The sequence below is a fragment of the Amycolatopsis sp. NPDC004368 genome, from assembly GCF_053602515.1.
In genome coordinates, this window is record NZ_JBSGDT010000036.1 from 12,650 (window position 1) to 32,393 (window position 19,744).

Sequence of the window (19,744 nt, forward strand, 5' to 3'; positions counted from 1 at the left end):
TCGGTGAGCGAGCAGTTCCCGGTGTCTCACTGCGTGAACGCGATGTTAACCGTCCACAATAGACTCATTTTCGCGGGAGCCGCGAGAGGCGGACGCCCCGGTTCCGGTAACCTCCGCACGCCGCGCCGGGTGTCGGTGCGGGTCACGGCGCTGCCGGGGCGTCAGAATGCCGGGAAGGACCCCTGGCGAAAGGACTCCGGTGCCCCCGTCGAAGCCCACGTGGCGGCCACTGCTCGCGGCCTGGCTCGTGCTGCCGGCCCTCGCCGCCTGTTCGGGCGAACCCGAAACCCGGGCGGCGGTACCGCCGCCACCGTCCGCCACCACGGCGCCGCCGGGCACGGCGCCGCGCACGGCGACTCCCCCGCCTCCCCCACCGGCTGAGTCGACCCACGAAGGGCCGAGCACGTCCGCCCGGCCCGCGAGCACCACCGCCGCCGTTCCGGGCTCCTGCGGCACGGTGACGGCCGCCAGCGGCCTCACGCTGTACGTGTTCGACAGCCAGGCCGGCGGCGTGCCGTGCGCCGAGGCGATGAAGCTGGTGCGCGACTTCCACGCGAAGATCGCCGGCCGGCAGGGTTCGGGGTCCAACGACGCCGTCAACGACACGGTGTCGGGCTGGCTGTGCACGTCCGGACCGCCGGCGGCGCAGGGCGGCACCACGTGCAGCAAGGGCGAGCGGACGGTGTTCGCGGCCGTCGTCCCGTCCGAGTGAACCGGACGACGGCGCACGCCCCGCAAGCCGCTCAGCCCTTGAGGTCCGGGAAGTCGTCCTCGCGGTACTCGCCCTCGGGCCGGGTTTCCTCGTGCTCGCGCCCGCGGAGCTCGACGCGGCGGATCTTGCCGGAGATCGTCTTCGGCAGGTCGGCGAACTCCAGCCGCCGGATCCGCTTGTACGGCGCGAGGTGCTCGCGCGCGTAGGCCAGGATCCCCCGCGCGGTGTCCGCGGTGGGCTCGTGCCCCGCGGCGAGCACGACGTAGGCCTTCGGCACTGCGAGGCGGATCGGGTCCGGCGCCGGCACCACGGCGGCCTCCGCCACGGCTTCGTGCTCCAGCAGCACGCTTTCCAGCTCGAACGGCGAGATGCGGTAGTCCGACGCCTTGAACACGTCGTCGGTGCGCCCGACGTAGGTGAGATAGCCGCGTTCGTCAATCGAACCGACGTCGCCCGTGTGGTAGTAGCCGTCCCGGAACGCTTCCGAGGTGCGCTCGTCGTCGTCCGCGTAGCCCACCATCAGGCCGACCGGGCGGTGCGCGAGGTCGAGGCAGATCTCGCCCTCGGTCGCGCGCTCGCCCGTCACCGGGTCGACCAGCGCCACCACGAAGCCCGGCAGCGGACGGCCCATCGAGCCCGGGACCACGGGCTGGCCCGGGGTGTTGGCGATCTGCACGCTGCTTTCGGTCTGCCCGAACCCGTCGCGGATCGTGACACCCCAGGCCTTCTCGACCTGGTCGATCACCTCGGGGTTGAGCGGCTCGCCCGCGCCGACGACCTTGCGCGGCGGGGTTTTCAGGGCCGTCAGGTCGGCCTGGATGAGCATGCGCCACACGGTGGGCGGCGCGCAGAAGCTCGTGACACCGCACCGGTCCATCTGCGCCATCAGCGCGGCGGCGTCGAAGCGCGAGTAGTTGTACAGGAACACCGTGGCCTCGGCGTTCCAGGGCGCGAACACGTTGCTCCACGCGTGTTTCGCCCAGCCGGGCGAGGAGATGTTCAGGTGCACGTCGCCGGGTTCGAGGCCGATCCAGTACATTGTGGACAGATGCCCGATCGGGTAGGACACCTGCGTGTGCTGCACGAGCTTCGGCTTCGCCGTGGTACCCGAGGTGAAGTAGAGCAGCAGCGGGTCGGCCGCCGCGGTCACGCCCTCGGGGGTGAACCCGGCTGGTTCGGCGTACGCGGTGGCGTAGGCGTGCCAGCCCTCCACCGGTTCGCCGACGGCGATGCGCGTGTAGTCGCCGGCCACGTCGGCGAACTTCGGCGCGTCGGCCGAGCGCACCACCACGTGCTTGGCCTTGCCGCGCTCCACGCGGTCGACGAGGTCGGCCGGGCCGAGCAGGGTCGAGGCCGGGATGATCACGGCGCCGAGCTTGATCGCGGCGAGGATCGTCTCCCACAGCTCACCCTGGTTGCCCAGCATCAGGATCAGCCGGTCGCCGCGCGCCACGCCGAGCCGGCGCAGCCAGTTCGCGACGCGGTCGGAGCGGTCGGCCATCTCCGGGTAGGTCCAGCGGTTCTCGGTGCCGTCCTCCTCGACGATCCAGAGCGCGTACCGCTGCGCGTTCGCCGGGTCGCGGGCGATCACGTCGAACCAGTCGAGCGCCCAGTTGAACTCGGCGGGCTGCGGCCAGGAGAACTCGCGGACGGCGGTGTCGTAGTCCTCACGGTGGGCCTGCAGGTAGTCCCGCGCCTCGCGAAAGACCTCGTAGACCCCGTTCGGCGAAGCGCCATTGCTCACGTCGTACTCCCTCGTGCTCGCGTAAGTGCTTGTTCTACTCGCCCTTGAACTCCGGCGCGCGGCGCTCCATGAACGCCTGCACGGCCTCGCCGAGGTCCTTGCTCGGCAGGAACGCGGAGTTCCACGCCGCGACGTAGCGCAGGCCCTCGGCGACCTGGCGCTCGGTGTTGGCGGCGAGCACCTGCTTGGTGCCCTGCACGACCAGCGGCGGGTTCGCGGCGATGCCGGCGGCGAGCTCACGCGCCGCGGCCAGCAGCGCGTCCTGGTCGGCGTGGACGTCGTTGACCAGGCCGATCTTCTCGGCGCGGGCGGCGTCGATGTCCTTGCCGGTGAGGGCGAGCTCGCGCGCGTGGCCCTCGCCGACGATCGTCGCGAGCCGCTGCAGGCTGCCGAGGTCGGCCACGATCGCGACTTTCACCTCGCGCACGCTGAACTTCGCGTCGGCGCTCGCGAGGCGCACGTCGGCGGCGCTGATCACGTCGACCCCGCCGCCGATGCACCAGCCGGACACGGCGGCGATCACGGGCTTGCGGCACTCGGCGATCGAGCTCACGGCCTCCTGCAGCCGGCGGACCTCGCGGTGGAAGTCGGTGCGCGGGCCGGCCAGCGCGTCGCCGGCGAGCATCGGCGCCCAGCCGCCCATCATGGCGGGCAGGTCGAGGCCGTAGGAGAAGTGCGCGCCGCTGCCGGTGAGCACGATCGCGCGCACGCGCGGGTCGGCGTCGAGCGCGCCGAAGACCAGCGGCAGCTCCCGCCAGAAGTCGGGGCCCATGGCGTTGCCCTTCGCCGGTCCGAGCAGGGTGACTTCGGCGACGTGGCCGTCGAGGTCCACCTTCAGCGAGACGAGATCGGTCAGGGCGTCGGCAGGTGCGGTCATGACCGTCATCTTGGCTCATCCGGTTGACGCTGTGCCAATTCGGCCCCGGGATGCTTTCCTGGAGAGATCGAAGCGGCCCTCGACCACGAGAGGAAGGTGGCGCATGGCCCCGGCCCCCGCTCCCGCCGTCGACGACACGACCCCCGAACCGCCGACGGTGCGCCGCACGCGCCCGATCGAGCTGTCCGGTTCGTTCACCTGCGACGGCCAGCGCCTGGCCTACACCGAGTACGGCTCCGGCGACCGCGTCGTGGTGCTGATGCACGGCATCATGTTCACCCGCCGCATGCACGCCCCGCTGGCCCGCAAGCTCGCGCGCTCGGGCTTCCGCGTGATCACCCTCGACCTGCTCGGCCACGGCGAGTCCGACCGGCCCACGGAGTCGTGGCGCTACTCGATGCCGGCGTTCGGCGAGCAGGCCGTGGCGCTGCTGGACCACCTCGGGCTGCCCGACGCGGTGCTCGGCGGGACCTCCCTCGGCGCGAACGTGGCGCTGGAGGTCGCGGTGGCGCAGCCGGCGCGCGCCCGGGGGCTGGTGGTCGAGATGCCGGTACTGGACAACGCGATCGTCGCCGGGCTGCTCACCTTCGCCCCGCTGCTGTTCGCCGCCCGGTTCCTGCCCGTGACCGTGCGCGGGGTCGCGCTGGCGGCCAACCTGGTGCCCCACGGCAGCCAGTGGGTCGACGTCGTGACCGACACGCTGACCCAGCGGCCGGAGCCGATGGCCGCGCTGCTGCACGGGGTGCTGTTCGGCCGGATCGCGCCGCCGAAGTCGGTGCGCCGCGCCATCACCACGCCCGCGCTGGTGATCGGACACGAAGGCGACCCGATCCACCCCTTCGGCGACGCCGACACGCTGGCCGAGGACATGCCGCACGCCCAGTTCGTGCAGGCCCGCAGCCCGGTCGAGCTGCGGTCCGACCCGAAGCGCCTCACCTCGGCGATCAAGGACTTCGCCGAGCGCTGTTACGAGACCTGAGCCGTCACTTCGCCAGGCCGGCCACCGGACCGAAGACGATCACCGCCGGGGGCCGCACGCCCGCGGCCGCGGCTTCTCCGGCCACCGTGCCGAGGGTGGACCGCAGCGTGCGCTGCGTGCGCATGGTGCCGTCCTCGACGATCGCGACGGGCGTGTCGGCGGGACGGCCGCCCTCGAGCAGCGCCGACGCGAACTGCCGCAGGCGTTCGACGCCCATCATCAGCACGATCGTGCCGCGCAGCCCGGCCAGCAGCGACCAGTCGACCAGCGAGCGCGGGTCGCCGGGGGCGACGTGGCCCGACACGACCACGACCTCGTGGGCGACCCCGCGGTGGGTCACCGGCACGTCGGCGACAGCCGGCACCGCGAAGGCGCTCGTGATGCCCGGGACCATGGTCACCGGCACGCCCGCTTCGGCGCAGGCCAGCACCTCCTCGAACCCGCGGCCGAACAGGTAGGGGTCGCCGCCCTTGAGCCGGACGACGAACTTGCCCTCCTTGGCCTTCTCGATCAGCGTGCTGTTGATCACGTCCTGACTCGCGGCCCGGCCGTACGGGATCTTCGCCGCGTCGACGACCTCGACCTCCGGCGCGAGCTCGTCGAGCAGCTCGCGCGGCGCGAGCCGGTCGACGACCACCACGTCGGCGCGCGAGAGCAGCCGGCGACCACGCACGGTGATCAGGTCCGGGTCACCCGGCCCACCGCCGACCAGGGCCACGCCGGGCAGGTCCACACCCGGGTCCCGTGCCATGCGGCCGTCGGCGACGGTCCCGGCGTGCAGGGCGTCGAGGATGCTGTCGCGCACCGCGGCGGACCGCAGCGGCTCACCGCCGGACAGGACACCGAACAGCAGCCCGCCGTGGCGGCCCGAAGCCGGGGTCACGGCGCTGCCGGACTCCCCCTCGTCGGCCCGCACGCAGAACACGCGCTCCCGCTCGGCCTCGGCGCACACGGCCGCGTTGACCGCGGGGTCGTCGGTGCAGGCGAGGGCGTACCAGGCGTCGACGAGGTCACCCTCGACGTACGGGCGCTCGTGCCAGACGAGCTCGCCCGCGTCGGCCATCGCGCTCACCGAGGGCGTGGTGTGCGGCGAGACCAGCTCCACCCGCGCGCCCGCGCGGATGAGCCGCGGGAGGCGGCGCTGGGCGACCGAGCCGCCCCCGACCATCACGACGCGACGGCCGGCGAGCTGGAGTCCGGAGAGGTAATGCGGGTCGTCCATGCCGGGAAGTCTGCCTGGCACGCCCGCGCCGCGCCGCAGCAGGGCGGCGGTGTCCCGGGCACCTGACACCCGGGACACCGGGCGCTCAGGACCGCGCGGAGGAGGGATAGGGCAGCAACGCCATCTCCCGCGCGTTCTTGATGGCCCCCGCCACCTGCTTCTGCTGCTTCGGCGTCAGGCCGGTGACCCGGCGGGCGCGGATCTTGCCGCGGTCCGAGATGAAGATCCGCAGCAGGTCGGCGTCCTTCCAGTCGACGGTGGTGATCCCCCGGGCGTGCAACGGGTTCGCCCGCTTGCGGGGCACGCGTTCGCCTTTGCGCACGGGCCTCACCAGCTCGACTTCGAGACGCCGGGCAGCTCGCCGTTGTGCGCCAGCTGCCGCATACGCACGCGGGACAGGCCGAACTTGCGCAGGTAGCCGCGGGGACGGCCGTCGGCGGTGTCGCGGTTGCGGATGCGCGTGGCGCTCGCGTCGCGCGGCATGCGCTGAAGCGCCACGACGGCGTCGGCCTTCTCCTGCGACGACGAGCGCGGCGAGGCGATCACGGCCTTGAGCGCCCGGCGCCTTTCGACGTAGCGGGCGGCGATCACCTTGCGCTGCCCGTTCTTCGCGATCTTCGACTTCTTGGCCATCAGCGCTCTTCCTTGAACTCGACGTGCTTGCGCGCCACGGGGTCGTACTTGCGCAGGACCATCCGGTCCGGGTCGTTGCGCCGGTTCTTCTTCGTCACGTACGTGTAGCCGGTGCCCGCCGTGGACCGCAGCTTGATGATCGGCCGGACGTCGGTGCTCTTCGCCATCTAGAGCTTCACCCCCTTCGCGGCCAGTTCCGCGACGACCGCGTCGATCCCGCGCTTGTCGATCGTCTTCATGCCCTTCGCCGACACCTTGAGCCGCACGGTCCGGCCGAGGCTCGGCACGTGGTAGCGGCGGGTCTGCAGGTTCGGCTCCCAGCGCCTCGACGTGCGGCGGTGCGAGTGCGAGACCTGCTTGCCGTAGCCCGGCTTGCGGCCGGTGACCTGGCACACGGCTGACACGGACCCTCCCGAGTTGATAGTGATATTCGTTTTCAATTACGCTGCCACCGTACCCCCCTCGTCGACTGGAGCTTCAGTGACCCCACACCCGCGTGTCCCGCTCGTGCTCGTCGGCGGGCTCGCCGCCGAAGGCAACGACGAGCTCGCCGAACTGCTGCGCCGCGCCGGCCCCGGCGTCGCCGTGGTCCACCACGACCTGCGCCAGATCGCCGGCGGCGTGGTCCGCCGGCGGATCCGCCTCGGCTCCCGCGACCAACTCACCGCCCTGGAGCTCGCGCACGGCTGCGTGAACTGCACGCTGCGCGAAGACCTCCTGCCGCTGCTGCGCCGGCTCGCGCGCCTGCCGGAGGTGAACCGGATCGTCGTGCGCCTCGACGAGGCCATGGAGCCGGAGCCGGTGAGCTGGGCCATCGCCCACGTGCTGGTCGGCGACCGGCCGGTGAGCGACGACGTCGAGCTCGAAGCCGTGTTCACGACCGTCGACCGCGCCACCTGGCTGGCCGACGCGTCCGGCGACGAGCTGCTGCTGGAGCGCGGGCTGCTCGGCAGCCCCGAGGACGACCGGTCCGTCGCGCAGGTCGTCCTCGCCCAGGTGGAGTTCGCCGACGTGCTCGTGCTCACCGGCGGCCTGCCCGACGCTTGGTGCGCCGCGAAAACGGCGGCGGCACTCGACCGCGTCGCACCGTCGGTTCCGCGCGTCGTGCTGAAGGGCCTGGACGCCGGTCTGCTCTACGGCGCCATTCCTGCGAACGCGCGCCGCGGCGAGGTGATCGACCTGCACGGCGCGCTGCTGCGTGGCCAGCCGCCCCTGCACGCCGACTGCGGCATCGAGGTGCTCACGTTCACCGCGCAGCGCCCGTTCCACCCGGAGCGGCTGCACGAGGCGATCGACACGTTGCTGGGCGGCGTGATCCGCACCCGCGGCCGCGCCTGGGTCGCGAGCCAGCCCGACATCGCGTTCTGGCTCGAGTCGGCGGGTGGTGGGCTCGCGATCGGCCACGCCGGACCGTGGCTCGCCTCGGCCGACGGTCCCGACTGGGCCGAGGTCTCCCCCGAACGTCGCACCCTCGCATCGCTGCGCTGGCACCCCGAGTACGGCGACCGTGCGCAGGAGCTGGTGGTGGTCACGGATCTGATGGACCCGAGGGAGATCGAGCAGGCGCTGCTCGGCGCCCTGCTCACCGACGCCGAGCTGGCCGAAGGAGAAGCTGCCTGGCGCAGCTACCCCGACCCGTTCGGCGAGTGGCACGAAGACCCGTGCGAAGCGACCGAAGACGCCTCGGAAGAAACAGAGCGGCACGTGAACGCCGCCAACCGGAAGGAAGAACCCCAGTGAAGCCCGGCATCCACCCCGACTACCACCCCGTGGTGTTCCGCGACTCGTCGACCGGCGACGCGTTCCTCACCCGCTCCACCGCGACGTCCGAGCGGACGGTCGAGTGGAGCGACGGCCACACCTACCCGCTCGTGGTGGTGGACATCAGCTCGTGGTCGCACCCGTTCTGGACCGGCAACCAGCGGATCGTGGACTCCGCGGGCCAGGTCGAGAAGTTCCACCGCCGCTACGGCCGTCGCGAGAGGGGCGGTGCGCGCTGATGGCCGTGCCGAAGCGGAAGAAGTCCCGCAGCAACACCCGCGCACGCCGTTCGCAGTGGAAGGCCGCCGTGCCCGACCTGGTCCCGATCACGGTCGACGGCGAGCGCAAGCTGGTGCCGCGCCGGCTGATCAAGCACTTCCAGCGGCTCGAACGGTGAGCGTGCCCGTCACCGTGCTGTCGGGGTTCCTCGGCGCGGGCAAGACCACGCTGCTCAACCACATCCTCGCCCACCGCGAAGGCTTGCGGGTGGCGGTGATCGTGAACGACGTGAGTGAGGTCAACATCGACGCGGCGCTCGTGCGCGACAGCGTGTCGCGCACCGAGGAACGCCTCGTCGAGCTGACGAACGGGTGCATCTGCTGCACCCTGCGCGAGGACCTGCTCGACGAGGTCGCGCGGCTGTGCTCGGAAGGCCGGTTCGACCACGTGCTCATCGAGTCGAGCGGGATCTCCGAGCCCATGCCGGTCGCCGCGACCTTCTCGTTCCCGGGCCACGATGGCACGCCGGTGCTCGCGGACGCCCGGCTCGACACGATGGTGACGGTGGTCGACGCCCTGAACTTCGGGCGCGAGCTGGCGGGCGGCGACTCGCTCGCCGAGCGCCGGCTCGACCAGTACGAGGGCGACGAGCGCACGGTCAGCGACCTGCTCGTGGACCAGATCGAGTTCGCGGACGTGCTGCTGCTGAACAAAACCGACCGCGTCTCCCCGGCCGAACGCGACCGGCTGGTGGCGGCGCTGCGCCGGCTCAACCCGGGCGCCGACGTGGTGCCGGCGGAGTTCGGGCGGGTGCCGCTCGGGCGCGTGTTCGGCACCGGCCGCCACGATCCGCTGCGCGCGCAGCAGGCGCCCGGCTGGGTCGCGGAGCTCAACGGCGACCACGTGCCCGAAACCGAGGAGTACGGCATCTCCAGCGTCGTGTTCCGCGCCACGCGGGCGTTCGACCCGGCCGCGTTGTGGGACTTCGTCACGACCCGCCTGGATTCGGGCGAGTTCGGCACGGTGTTGCGCTCCAAGGGGTTCTTCACCCTCGCGTCGCGGCCGGGCACGCTGGGCCTGTGGTCCCAGGCAGGCGCGGTTGCGCGGTTCGAACCGCAGGGCGTGGCCGGCGCGCCACAGCAGGAACTGGTGTTCATCGGCGTCGAGCTCGCCGGCGACCCGCTGCTGGCCGCACTCGAGGCGTGCCTGACCGACGCGCCGGTGACCGCGGATCCCTTCCCGGAGTGGGCACCGGTCCACGTCCACTGAGGACGGACGAAGCCGCGCGGTCCCCGGCTCGGGGTCGCGCGGCTTTCGCGTGTTGCACCGCGTCCGAACTGCGCATTTCCTTGCGGTTAGGGGTGTTTCGCGAAGGTTGATCAACGCAGGTTTATCAGTCTACGTTGACGAATGTGCCGGATCGGATCAGCAAGGATCTCGTGGAGGCCGCCGCCGACCTGAGGGTCGCGCTCGGGCGGCTGGTGCGGCGGATGCGCCAGGGTTACGTGGCCGGTGAGGCCACGCTCTCGGAAAGCTCCGTGCTGTCGCGGCTGGACCGCGACGGACCCTCGTCGCCCGGGTACCTCGCCGAGCAGGAACGCGTGAAGCCGCAGGCCATGGGTGCGACCCTGGCCGGGCTCGTCGAGCGCGGCCTCGTGAGCCGCAGCCCCGACGCCGCCGACGGACGGCGGGTCCTGATGTCCGTGACCGCGACCGGCCGCAAGCTCCTGACCGACCGGCGCTCCCTCAGCACCCAGCGCGTCGCCCAGGCTCTGGCCGGCGGCTTCAGTGCCGAGGAGCGCCGCAGACTCCTCGAGGTGATCCCGCTGCTCGAACGCCTGGCGGACGAACTGTGACCACGGCCACCACCCGCGGCGACCGCTACAAGTGGGTCGCGCTGTCCAACACCACCCTCGGCGTGCTCATGTCGACCCTCGACGGATCGATCGTGATCATCTCGCTGCCCGCGATCTTCCGCGGCATCGGGCTCGACCCGCTCGCCCCGGCCAACATCGGTTACCTGCTCTGGATGATCCTGGGCTACCTGCTGGTGTCGGCGGTCCTCGTGGTCACGCTCGGGCGGCTCGGCGACATGTTCGGCCGCGTGAAGATGTACAACGTCGGGTTCGTGATCTTCAGCGTCGCCTCCGTCGCGCTGTCGTTCGACCCCTTCCACGGCGCCCACGGCGCGCTGTGGCTGATCGGCTGGCGGATCGTCCAAGCCGTCGGCGGGTCGATGCTCACGGCCAACTCGGCCGCGATCCTCACCGACGCGTTCCCGCGCGAACAACGCGGCATGGCACTGGGCATCAACCAGATCACCGCGCTCGCCGGGCAGTTCCTCGGCCTCGTCGCGGGTGGTCTGCTCGCCGAGATCGACTGGCGCGCGGTGTTCTGGGTGAGCGTGCCGTTCGGCATCCTCGGCACGGTGTGGTCGATCCGCAGCCTGCGCGAGATCGGCAAGCCCCGGCGGGCGAACGTCGACTGGGGCGGCAACATCACCTTCGCGCTGGGCACCGGCGTGCTGCTCGCCGCGATCACCTACGGCATCCAGCCCTACGGCGACGCGGCGACCGGCTGGGGCAACCCGTGGGTGCTCGGCGGCATCGGCGCCGGAGTACTGCTGCTCGTGGTGTTCGGCGTGATCGAATCGCGCGTGAAGGACCCGATGTTCAAGCTCTCGCTGTTCCGGATCCGGGCGTTCTCCGCGGGCAACCTCGCCGCGCTGCTCACGGCGATCGCGCGCGGCGGGATGCAGTTCATGCTGATCATCTGGCTGCAGGGCATCTGGCTGCCCCTGCACGGCTACGACTACGAGAAGACGCCGCTGTGGGCCGGGATCTACCTGCTGCCGCTCACCGTCGGGTTCCTCATCGCGGGCCCGGTGTCGGGGTACCTGTCCGACCGCTTCGGCGCGCGGCTGTTCTCGACCGGCGGGCTCGTGCTCGTCGCGGCGGCGTTCCTCGGCCTGATGGCGCTGCCCGTGGACTTCTCCTACCCCGTGTTCGCAGCGCTGCTGGTGCTCAGCGGGCTCGGGCAGGGCATGTTCTCGGCGCCCAACACCTCGGCGATCATGAGCAGCGTGCCCGACCACCAGCGCGGGGTCGCGTCCGGCATGCGCTCGACGTTCCAGAACTCCGGCACCGCCCTGTCGATCGGCGTGTTCTTCTCCCTCATGATCGCGGGTCTCGCCGGCTCCCTGCCCACGACGCTGACCGGCGGGCTGCAGGCCCACGGCGTGCCCGCGGCCGTCGCGGCCGGGGTGGCGCAACTGCCGCCCGTGAGCACGCTGTTCGCCGCGTTCCTCGGCAGCAACCCCGTGGCGCACCTGCTCGGCCCGGGTGTCCTTTCCGGACTTCCGCCGAGCGACTCGGCCGCGCTCACCGGCAAGGAGTTCTTCCCGCAGCTCATCTCGGGGCCGTTCCACAACGGACTCGTCACCGTCTTCACGGCGGCCGCCGTGATGGCGCTCGTCGCCGGCCTCGCCTCGGTGTCGCGCGGCAAGCGCTACTTCCACCCCGACCAGCAACGCAGCACCCCGCACAAGGAGAACGGATGAACGACACGCTCACCGCCGGCACCGTCACGATCACCGGCCACGGCGGTGACGAGATCGAGGCCTACCTGGCGCGCCCCCTCGACCCCGCGCCCCGCGGCGGCGTCGTGGTGATCCACCACATGCCCGGCTACGACCCGGCGACCAAGGAGATGGTGCGCCGCTTCGCCGCCGAGGGCTTCGCGGCGCTGTGCCCGAACCTCTACTCGCGCGAAGCACCGGGCGCGAGCCCCGACGACGCCGCCGCGACCGTCCGCGCCAACGGCGGCGTGCCCGACGAGCGCCTGGTCGGTGACGTGGAGGGCGCGGCGGCGTACCTCAAGGCGCTGGACAACGCGAACGGCCGCATCGGCGTGATCGGCCACTGCTCCGGCGGGCGCCAGACGTTTCTCGTCGCGTGCTCGACGCAGGTCGACGCCGCGGTGGACTGCTACGGCGCGTTCGTGGTCAACGAGCCGCCCGCGGGCATGCCGGCGTCCATGAAGCCGTTGCTGGGCCTCGCGCCGCAGCTCTCGGCCCCGCTGCTGGGCCTCTTCGGCGCCGACGACCAGTACCCCGGCCCCGAGGAGACCGCGAAGCTCGGTGCGGAGCTCGACCGGTTGGGGAAGGAGCACGAGTTCCACACGTACGAGGGTGCGGGGCACGCGTTCTTCGCGGTCGACCGGCCCAGCTATCGGCCGGAGGCCGCGGTGGACGGCTGGGCCAAGATCCTCGACTTCTACCGTCGGCACCTCGCGGCCTGAATTCCTTCGGAAGGGGATTGTTGTGTGCACGTATTTGACTGAGAAGTTCGCGGTCGAGGGCAGCGGGAAGAGCGCTCAGGGGTGGCACGGGGTCGATGAGGCCACGGTGTACGTCGATCATCCGACGCATGCGCGGTTCGCTCATACGGTGAACATCGACTTCCGCAATCCTTCGATGGGGCCTGCGGCACGGGTTGCGCTGGAATTGACGGAGGAGGATGCGTTGGCGTTGGCGGACGCGATTCATGCTGCGTTGGCTTCGGCGCCGGCGGGGTTGGCTTCGCGGGATCAGTGAGGGGTTCTGGCCTCGCGGGGCGGGTCGCGTTGGCGAGGGTTTTTGTCCTCGCAGGGCGGGTTGCGTTGGCGTGCACCCCGAAGCTGGAGTGTGTTACGGCGGCTTCGGATCGGGGTGCCGGGAGGGGGCTGGGTGCGGGTTTGGTTGTGTTGGCGGGCGGCGAAATCGTAGGTGGAGTTGGCTGCGGTCTGTAGGTGGAGCAGGACAGCGGAAACGTAGGTGGAACCGGCTGCGGTCTGTAGGTGAAGCGGGGGGGGCGGCGTCAGGGGGTGTAGAGGGCGCCCAGGAATTCCAGGAGCAACCGCTCGCGCAAGGGTTCCGGGGCGGTGGCGAGCAGGGCGTTGATGGGGGCCATCCGCTCGGGCAGCCCGCCATTGCCCATGAGGCCCGCGGCGGTGAGCAAACCGGCGAACTGCTCCGCCGTCAAGGTTTCCGGGTCCAGAGCCGCCACGAAGGCGGCCACGTCCGGGTCGACCGTGACCGGGCCGGCGGCGCGGGCGGCGGTCACCGAGGCGGTCAGGGCGGCGAGGAACTCCGCCTCGTTGCCGTGGTTGGCGGCGGTGATGGTGAGGTGCAGGTTCAGCGGTGAGGTGCCGTGGGCGAACTGCGGTTGGACGTACCAGCCGCGCAGCTTCATCTCGTCCGCGACCGTGAAGAGGTCGAAACCGTCGTCGGCCGCGGTGAAGGCGATGAGGGTCGATTCCGGGTGCCCGAGGATGCGCAGGCCCTCGAGAGTCGAGATGCCGGTGCGAACGCGCGCCACGGCCGAGTGGGTGACCTTCGCGAGGCGGAGGTAGCCGTCGTCGCCGAGGTGGTTGACGACGGCCCACGCGGCAGCGAGCGGGCCGCCCGAGCGGGTGCTCTGCAACGTCGGGTTGAGCATCGTGTAGCCCGGCCAGGCGGCGCTGGCGAAGTAGTGCGTGCGGCGCAGCGCGGCGTTCGCGTGCAGCAGCACCGAGACGCCCTTCGCGCAGTAGGCGTACTTGTGCAGGTCCACGGAAATGCTCGTGACGCCCGGCACGCCGAAGTCGAACGGCGGCACGTCCTCGCCCAGGCGGGCGAAGTACGGCAGCACCCAGCCGCCGATGCAGGCGTCCACGTGCATCCTCACGCCGGCCGCGGAAGCGGCCGCGGCGATCGAGGGGATGGGGTCCACCACGCCGTGGGCGTAGGAGGGCGCGCTGGCGACCACGAGCACAGTGGACTCGTCGATCGCCGCCGCCATCGCGTCCGGGTTCGCGCGGAAGGTCGAGGCGTCGACCGGCACCACGATCTTGCGCAGGCCGAACAGGTGCGCCGCCTTGTGGAACGCGGCGTGGGCGGTGTCGGGCAGCACGATGCTCGGCGCGGCCACGTCCGGGCGGGCGTCGCGCGCGGCCAGCACCGCGAGCAGGCACGACTCGGTGCCGCCGGACGTCACGGTGCCCACCGTCTCCGCGGTGCCACCGAGCAGCGCCGCCGCCCGGCCGACGAGGTCGTTCTCGAGGCGCAGCAGGCTCGGGAACGCCGTGGGGTCCAAGCCGTTGGCCGACGATGCGAGCGCGTGGGCCGCCGCCGCTATCTCGTCCACTTCGGACAGCCCGCTGTCGTAGACGTAGGCCAATGTGTGGCCGCCGTGCGTCGGCAGGTCCCCCGCGCGCAGCGCCCGCAGGTCGGCCAGGACGTCGGTCACGACTGCGCCCGCGCCGAACGCGGTTCGAGCACCTTGCGGCGCAGCAGCGGGATCGCCAGCGCGACCAGCACGGCGGGCAGCACCGACGAGCCCACGGTGATGGCCGTGATCGCCGAGCTCGGCTGCTGGGCGCCCGCGTCCGTGCTGGACACGTAGCCGCCGGCCTGCAGCACCAGCCCGAACAGGCCGGGGCCGAGTGCCAGACCGAGGGTCTCCGACGCGGTCCACACCCCGGCCGTGATGCCCGCGCGGGTCTCGCCCGTGCGTTCCTCCTCAGCGCTGATCAGGTCGGGCAGGATCGCCAGCGGGAACACCGAGATCCCGGCGTAGCCGATGCCCGCGAGCGCCACGAACACCATCGTGAGCGCGAACGGGATGCTTGCCGCGAACAGGATTCCGAGCAGGCCGACGGCGAACGAGACGGTCGCGATGCGGAAACCCACGAGCTTTCCCCAGCGCGAGCCCAACCGCGGCCACAGCGGCATCGTGATCAGCGCCGGGCCGACGAACCCGACGAACAGCACCGTGCGGTAGCTCGGGTCGCCCAGCACGTGCTCGGCGAAGTACGGGATCGCGGCGAGCACGGTGCCGACGCCGAGGGCCTGGATGAAGTACGAGCCCATCAGCCAGCAGAACGGGCGCCACTGCGCGATCGTGCCCATCAGCTGCTTGAAGCTCACGGCGTTGGGCCGCAGCGAACCGACGGGCGCGCCCTTCAGACCGAAGTAGACACCGAGGGTCGCCAGCAGGATGATCACCGCCATCACGGCGCCCATCACCCGGTAGCCCGCCACGCCTTCGAGGAAGTCGGTGATCGCCGGGGCCGCACCGCCCGACACGAGGATCGCGACGGCCAGCACGCCGATGCGCACGCTGGTGAGCTTCGTGCGTTCCTCGGCCGAGTCCGTGAGCTCTGCCGGCAGCGCGTTGAACGGCACCTGGAAGAACGCGTACGCGGTGGCGCACAGGAAGAACACGATCACCACGTAGGTCGCGTCGATCGCCGGCTTGCCGAAGCCCGGGTGCGCGAACAACGCGAAGAACAGGACCGCGACACCGATGCCGCCGCCCAGCAGGAACCGCCGCCGGCTGCCGGTGCGCACGAGGTCCGCGTCGGACAGCCGGCCCGCGATCGGGTTGAACACCACGTCCCACGCCTTCGGCACGAACACGATCACGCCGGCCGCCGCGGCGGGCACCGCCATCGTGTCCGTGAGGTAGGGCAGGAGCAACAGCCCCGGCACGGTGCCGAACGAGCCGGTGACGAACGAGCCGAGCGAGTAACGGAAACGCGTCCGGCGGGGCAGCGGCGCCAAGGGTCCTCCTCGAGGGCGGTCCGACGAACGCAATGCCTAGTGGATCTTCGCCGTTCCCCGGTAGTGGTCGGCGGCAATCGTGCCACCGTCGTAATGCACCGCGCGTACCGGGCCGACCTCGCACCGTGCCCTGCTCACGAAAGGACTTCGGCCACCTTCGTCAGCGAACCCGCGTCGCCGCGCAGCAGCAGTGTCGTGACCACGGTGTCCTCCCAGGCAGCGAGCTCTTCGCGGATCTTCGCGGCCGGCCCGACGAGTGAGGTGTCCTCCACGAGCGCCGTCGGGATCGCCGCGACGGCCTCGTCCTTGCGCCCCGCGAGGTAAAGCTCCTGCACCTTGTCGGCCACCTCCTCGTAACCCAGGCGTGCGAACACGTCGTGGTGGAAGTTCACGGCCTTGGCCCCCATGCCGCCGATGTACAACGCGAGCGCCGGCTTGATCCAGCTCGCCGCCTCCTCCACGTCGTCGTGGACGATCACCGGCACCGAAGCGGGCACCTCGAAGTCGTCGGCCGTGCGCCGCGCACCCGGGCGTGCGAAGCCCTCGGCGAGCGCCGCGCGGTAGAACGCATCGGCCTTGGGCGAGAAGAACAGCGGCAGCCAGCCGTCGCAGATCTCCGCCGACAGCGCGACGTTCTTGGGTCCCTCGGCCGCGAGGTAGATCGGGAGGTCGGTGCGCAGCGGGTGCACGGTCGGCTTGAGCGCCTTGCCCAACCCGGTGCCGCCCCGCAACGGCAGCTGGTAGAACTGCCCGTCCAGCGTCACGGGAGCCTCGCGCGCCAGCACCTGGCGGATCACGGCCACGTACTCGCGGGTGCGGGCGAGCGGCTTCGGGTACGGCTGGCCGTACCAGCCTTCCACGACCTGCGGGCCCGACGCGCCGAGCCCGAGCACGAACCGGCCGCCGGAGAGGTGGTCCAGCGTCATCGCGGTCATGGCGGTGGCCGTCGGCGTGCGCGCGGACATCTGCACGATGTTGGTGCCGAGCTTCACGCGGCTGGTCGACGCACCGGCCCAGGCAAGCGGGGTGAAGGCGTCCGAGCCGTAGGCCTCCGCCGACCAGACCGAGTCGAACCCGAGGCGCTCGGCTTCGAGCACGGCCTCGAGCGCGCCCGGCGTCGGGCCGCTCCCCCAGTACCCGAGGTGGTAACCCAGCTTCATTCGGCCCTCCGTGCGTCAGACGTTCGGCGAGTAGTGCTCCGGCTTGCCGCGCTGCGACAGCGGCGGCAGGTTCCTCCGTGGAGTCTCGACCACGGGCGCGTCCGCGGCCACCGCACCCCTCGCGCGCCGCCAGCCCGCGCGCGCCCGCGGGTGGTAGCGGCGGTCGTGCGGCACGAGGGAGAACACGGCGTTGATGGCGCGCCCCAGGAAGCGGTGGCGCCGTTCGTCGCGGGCGGACCAACGGAAGCCGAGCAGATCGCGGATCTCCGGGTCGTAGAGCCCGACGGTGAGCCAGACGAACTGCTTCGCGACCACCGCCGAGACCGGCCGCCACAGCAGGTCGGGCAGCCACGCCAGGTTCGGCGGTTTGGCGATGCCCCGCAGCTCGAGCACGTCTCGCGTCGCCTTGTTGTCCTCCAGGACCTCGGTGCACATGTGCTTCCAGTAGCGCCGGAAGTCCTCCCAGGACTCGGGTACCGGGCGCATCGTCAGGTCGTACATCCGCCACCAGCGCACGTGTTCGTCGAACAGCCGCCGCTTCTCCTCCTCGCCGATGCCGCCCGTGAAGTGGTCGGCGATGAGGATCGTGCTGACGAAAAACGTCGAGTGGGCCCAGTAGAACGTGTCCGGGTCGAGGGCGTGGTAGCGGCGGCCCTTGGCGTCGATGCCCTTGATGCGGTGGTGGTAACCGCGCACCTCGAGCGCGGTCCGGTGGGCACGCGGGCCGTCGTACACCACGCCGCCGATCGGGTAGAGCGAGCGGAACAGCCGTTGCCAGCGCTCTTCGAAGAACCGCGAGTGCTGCTCGACACCGGCGCCGAGGCCTGGATGCATGTTCTGCATCGACCCGGCCCACAGCGCGATCAGCAGACCACGCCAGTCGCCGAAGTAGCGCCACGTGAGCGAATCGGGTCCCAGTGGTTCGGGTTCCTCCCCCGTCATCGCGGCTCCTGCCCGTGCGCCGATGAACTGACTACGACCGTTGTCAGGTTAGGATGTGACAACGGGCGTGGTCAACCACGCGCGATCGAGCGTGGTGGTCGGGTGTGGCGGTCGAGCGTGGTGGTCGAGTGTGGGAGTGGATATGCCGGGCCGCACGTGGGCGGGCACGACGCTGGACGATCGCAAGGCGGCGCGGCGCGACCAGCTGGTCGCCGCGGGCCTCGACCTGCTCGGCACCGAGGGCTCCGCGGCGGTGAGCGTGCGCGCCGTGTGCCGCCACGCCCACCTCACCGAGCGGTACTTCTACGAGAGCTTCGCCGACCGCGAGGAGCTCGTCGTGGCCGTCTACGAGCACGTCGGCGAACTGGCGCGCCACGCCCTGATCGACGCTGTCCGCGACGCACCCGACCCGCGGCGACGGGCCGAGCGGGCGGTGCGGGCGTTCGTGGAGCTGATCGTCGACGATCCGCGGCGGGGCCGGGTGCTGCTGCTCGCACCGCTGACCGACCCCGCTCTCACCCGCCGCGGCCGGCACTTGCTGCCCGCGTTCGCCGCACTGATCGGCGAACAGCTTTCGCACGGCGACGAGACCGACCGGATGTTGGTGGCGATCGGGCTCGTCGGTGCCTTGAGCAACGTGTTCATCGCCTACCTCGACGGCACGCTGCGGGTGGGCCGCGAGCGGCTCGTGGCCCACTGCGTGCGCCTGGTGCTCGGCGCCGACGAGTTCGACCACTGAGCGCCGTTTTCCTTCGGCAGCCGCAAGGCGGTGTCGATGCGCCCGCCGCGGCGTCGACGCCGCGGGCACCTCGGTCACGTCGATCTCCATCACCGGCTGGATCACGCGGGTGTGCACGGAGCGTGTTGCTCCGGTGGTGCGGACCGTCGCGCTCGTGTTGTCGCGCGCGCTGGTCCGGACCTGACTGGCCGGAAAAACACCGGCCACACCAAGGTTTCCTCGTGGGTTAGGGCAATCGGATGACGTCGGGAAACACGCTGTTCTCGTAATTCTCCGCAACTACCATCGTCCCGATGGCCCGGCGGAACTGGGGGATCACGTTCCCGGGCCGGTCCCCCACGACCGTCGCGGGCCGTCGCGGTCCCGCAGCGGCGGCCGGATCCCGTCTGCTGTCACTCGACCTCGTGCTCGGCCTGGTCGCCCTCGCCGGCGGCCTGCGCGTGGTGGCCCTCGCGACGAGCACCCCGGACCTGCCGGGCGAGGCCACGGCCGTCGCGCGCACCTACACCCTGGGCCACCTCACGAGTGCGCTCCGAGCCGGTGTTCGCCTGCGCGGTCGGGGTGTTCCTGCTCGTGCTGATCCTCACTCCGCTGGTGCGGCGGATCCGGGGAGGCCGTGCGCGCTGAGCCGACGCGGGTGTGCTGCGCGGTCGCACTGGTCTGCGCCGTGTGCACACCCGCACCGTCCACAGTGGTCCCGGCGGCACCACCGCCGTCCGCACCGGCCCGCGGGATCGGACCGCTGCCGCCCGCGGCGACCACGTCCCCGGTCCGCCTCACGGTCCCGGCGATCGGGATCGACGTGCGCGAGCTGGTGCCGCTCGCCCTCGGCCCGGCCCACGAGCTGGCGGCGCCCGCGCGGTTCGCCGACGTCGGCTGGTATGCCGCCGGCCCGGTACCGGGTGATCCCGGGCCGGCGGTGATCGCCGCCCACGTGGACTCCCGGTCCGGCCCGGCGCCGTTCGCTTCGTCGTCGACGCCGTGCAGCGGTACCCGAAAAGCGCGTTCCCGACCGACGCCGTCCACGGCCTCGCGCCGGGTGCCGCGCTGCGGCTGATCACCTGCGGCCGGACCCATCAGGACAGCATCATGGCCCACGCCTCCACCCGACGGGCCCGACCTCCCGGGCCGCCGCACTCCGCCACCACCTCGTCGGCCAGCAGACCACGACGGG

At 71.7% G+C, this 19,744-nt stretch carries 24 protein-coding genes; 12 read left to right on the forward strand and 12 right to left on the reverse strand.

Annotated features, from left to right (window positions below; translation table 11 throughout):
* Nucleotides 1-199: 199 nt before the first annotated feature.
* Nucleotides 200-712 (forward strand): hypothetical protein, encoded by a 513-nt coding sequence (locus ACWEOE_RS34335; protein WP_452016621.1) that lies wholly within the window; start codon nt 200-202, stop codon nt 710-712.
* 31 nt (nt 713-743) lie between these two features.
* Here ACWEOE_RS34335 and ACWEOE_RS34340 read toward each other — a convergent pair whose 3' ends face one another.
* The gene (locus ACWEOE_RS34340) at nt 744-2,456 is read right to left on the reverse strand and encodes an AMP-binding protein (RefSeq protein ID WP_452016623.1); all 1,713 of its coding nucleotides are present in this window, start codon (nt 2,454-2,456) and stop codon (nt 744-746) included.
* A gap of 34 nt (nt 2,457-2,490) precedes the next feature.
* Nucleotides 2,491-3,333, reverse strand: coding sequence for a crotonase/enoyl-CoA hydratase family protein (locus ACWEOE_RS34345; protein WP_452016625.1), 843 nt, complete (start codon nt 3,331-3,333; stop codon nt 2,491-2,493).
* 103 nt (nt 3,334-3,436) lie between these two features.
* On the opposite strand from ACWEOE_RS34345, the gene ACWEOE_RS34350 reads away from it, so the two are divergent.
* Nucleotides 3,437-4,312: an alpha/beta fold hydrolase gene (locus tag ACWEOE_RS34350; protein ID WP_452016627.1), complete on the forward strand. Its 876-nt coding sequence runs from the start codon at nt 3,437-3,439 to the stop codon at nt 4,310-4,312.
* 4 nt (nt 4,313-4,316) lie between these two features.
* On the opposite strand, the gene cobA is transcribed toward ACWEOE_RS34350, so the two are convergent.
* The 5 genes from cobA to rpmB form a co-directional block, all read right to left on the reverse strand.
* The gene (gene cobA / locus ACWEOE_RS34355) at nt 4,317-5,534 is read right to left on the reverse strand and encodes a uroporphyrinogen-III C-methyltransferase (RefSeq protein WP_452016629.1); all 1,218 of its coding nucleotides are present in this window, start codon (nt 5,532-5,534) and stop codon (nt 4,317-4,319) included.
* An 85-nt stretch (nt 5,535-5,619) separates the two neighbouring features.
* The gene (gene rpsR / locus ACWEOE_RS34360; RefSeq protein WP_452016631.1) at nt 5,620-5,856 is read right to left on the reverse strand and encodes a 30S ribosomal protein S18; all 237 of its coding nucleotides are present in this window, start codon (nt 5,854-5,856) and stop codon (nt 5,620-5,622) included.
* 5 nt (nt 5,857-5,861) lie between these two features.
* Entirely contained in the window at nt 5,862-6,167 is a 306-nt protein-coding gene (gene rpsN, locus ACWEOE_RS34365; RefSeq protein ID WP_452016633.1) for a 30S ribosomal protein S14, read from the reverse strand.
* Nucleotides 6,167-6,334, reverse strand: coding sequence for a 50S ribosomal protein L33 (rpmG, locus tag ACWEOE_RS34370; protein WP_003091682.1), 168 nt, complete (start codon nt 6,332-6,334; stop codon nt 6,167-6,169). Before rpmG ends, rpsN begins: the two co-directional genes overlap by 1 nt.
* Nucleotides 6,335-6,571: a 50S ribosomal protein L28 gene (gene rpmB, locus ACWEOE_RS34375; protein WP_452016635.1), complete on the reverse strand. Its 237-nt coding sequence runs from the start codon at nt 6,569-6,571 to the stop codon at nt 6,335-6,337.
* A gap of 76 nt (nt 6,572-6,647) precedes the next feature.
* On the opposite strand from rpmB, the gene mrf reads away from it, so the two are divergent.
* The 8 genes from mrf to ACWEOE_RS34415 all read left to right on the forward strand — a co-directional run bounded on the left by mrf (nt 6,648) and on the right by ACWEOE_RS34415 (nt 12,741).
* Nucleotides 6,648-7,907, forward strand: coding sequence for a ribosome hibernation factor-recruiting GTPase MRF (gene mrf / locus ACWEOE_RS34380; protein WP_452016637.1), 1,260 nt, complete (start codon nt 6,648-6,650; stop codon nt 7,905-7,907).
* The gene (locus ACWEOE_RS34385; protein WP_452016639.1) at nt 7,904-8,167 is read left to right on the forward strand and encodes a type B 50S ribosomal protein L31; all 264 of its coding nucleotides are present in this window, start codon (nt 7,904-7,906) and stop codon (nt 8,165-8,167) included. The genes mrf and ACWEOE_RS34385 overlap by 4 nt, the downstream gene beginning before the upstream one ends.
* Nucleotides 8,167-8,325, forward strand: coding sequence for a 50S ribosomal protein L32 (rpmF, locus tag ACWEOE_RS34390; protein ID WP_326835965.1), 159 nt, complete (start codon nt 8,167-8,169; stop codon nt 8,323-8,325). The genes ACWEOE_RS34385 and rpmF overlap by 1 nt, the downstream gene beginning before the upstream one ends.
* The gene (locus ACWEOE_RS34395; protein ID WP_452016642.1) at nt 8,322-9,416 is read left to right on the forward strand and encodes a GTP-binding protein; all 1,095 of its coding nucleotides are present in this window, start codon (nt 8,322-8,324) and stop codon (nt 9,414-9,416) included. The genes rpmF and ACWEOE_RS34395 overlap by 4 nt, the downstream gene beginning before the upstream one ends.
* Nucleotides 9,417-9,559: 143 nt before the next feature.
* Nucleotides 9,560-10,003 carry a MarR family winged helix-turn-helix transcriptional regulator gene (locus tag ACWEOE_RS34400; protein WP_452016644.1) on the forward strand — a complete coding sequence of 148 codons (444 nt, stop codon included), beginning with the start codon at nt 9,560-9,562 and terminating at the stop codon, nt 10,001-10,003.
* Between the two features lie 68 nt (nt 10,004-10,071).
* Nucleotides 10,072-11,706 carry an MFS transporter gene (locus ACWEOE_RS34405; protein WP_452016707.1) on the forward strand — a complete coding sequence of 545 codons (1,635 nt, stop codon included), beginning with the start codon at nt 10,072-10,074 and terminating at the stop codon, nt 11,704-11,706.
* Nucleotides 11,703-12,446 carry a dienelactone hydrolase family protein gene (locus tag ACWEOE_RS34410; RefSeq protein ID WP_452016646.1) on the forward strand — a complete coding sequence of 248 codons (744 nt, stop codon included), beginning with the start codon at nt 11,703-11,705 and terminating at the stop codon, nt 12,444-12,446. Before ACWEOE_RS34405 ends, ACWEOE_RS34410 begins: the two co-directional genes overlap by 4 nt.
* A 34-nt stretch (nt 12,447-12,480) precedes the next feature.
* Nucleotides 12,481-12,741, forward strand: coding sequence for a DUF6295 family protein (locus tag ACWEOE_RS34415; protein ID WP_452016648.1), 261 nt, complete (start codon nt 12,481-12,483; stop codon nt 12,739-12,741).
* A 262-nt stretch (nt 12,742-13,003) separates the two neighbouring features.
* Here ACWEOE_RS34415 and ACWEOE_RS34420 read toward each other — a convergent pair whose 3' ends face one another.
* The 4 genes from ACWEOE_RS34420 to ACWEOE_RS34435 all read right to left on the reverse strand — a co-directional run bounded on the left by ACWEOE_RS34420 (nt 13,004) and on the right by ACWEOE_RS34435 (nt 17,831).
* Nucleotides 13,004-14,413: a pyridoxal phosphate-dependent decarboxylase family protein gene (locus ACWEOE_RS34420; RefSeq protein WP_452016650.1), complete on the reverse strand. Its 1,410-nt coding sequence runs from the start codon at nt 14,411-14,413 to the stop codon at nt 13,004-13,006.
* Nucleotides 14,410-15,729, reverse strand: coding sequence for an MFS transporter (locus ACWEOE_RS34425; protein WP_452016652.1), 1,320 nt, complete (start codon nt 15,727-15,729; stop codon nt 14,410-14,412). Before ACWEOE_RS34425 ends, ACWEOE_RS34420 begins: the two co-directional genes overlap by 4 nt.
* A 134-nt stretch (nt 15,730-15,863) precedes the next feature.
* Nucleotides 15,864-16,889 carry an LLM class F420-dependent oxidoreductase gene (locus ACWEOE_RS34430; protein ID WP_452016654.1) on the reverse strand — a complete coding sequence of 342 codons (1,026 nt, stop codon included), beginning with the start codon at nt 16,887-16,889 and terminating at the stop codon, nt 15,864-15,866.
* A gap of 15 nt (nt 16,890-16,904) precedes the next feature.
* Nucleotides 16,905-17,831 (reverse strand): oxygenase MpaB family protein, encoded by a 927-nt coding sequence (locus tag ACWEOE_RS34435; RefSeq protein ID WP_452016656.1) that lies wholly within the window; start codon nt 17,829-17,831, stop codon nt 16,905-16,907.
* Between the two features lie 142 nt (nt 17,832-17,973).
* On the opposite strand from ACWEOE_RS34435, the gene ACWEOE_RS34440 reads away from it, so the two are divergent.
* Nucleotides 17,974-18,570, forward strand: coding sequence for a TetR/AcrR family transcriptional regulator (locus tag ACWEOE_RS34440; RefSeq protein WP_452016658.1), 597 nt, complete (start codon nt 17,974-17,976; stop codon nt 18,568-18,570).
* 392 nt (nt 18,571-18,962) lie between these two features.
* Here ACWEOE_RS34440 and ACWEOE_RS34445 read toward each other — a convergent pair whose 3' ends face one another.
* Entirely contained in the window at nt 18,963-19,157 is a 195-nt protein-coding gene (locus ACWEOE_RS34445) for a hypothetical protein (protein ID WP_452016660.1), read from the reverse strand.
* A gap of 29 nt (nt 19,158-19,186) precedes the next feature.
* Here ACWEOE_RS34445 and ACWEOE_RS34450 point away from each other — a divergent pair, with 29 nt between their 5' ends.
* On the forward strand, nt 19,187-19,627 hold the full coding sequence (locus ACWEOE_RS34450; protein WP_452016662.1) for a class F sortase: 441 nt from the start codon (nt 19,187-19,189) through the stop codon (nt 19,625-19,627).
* Nucleotides 19,628-19,744 lie beyond the last annotated feature (117 nt).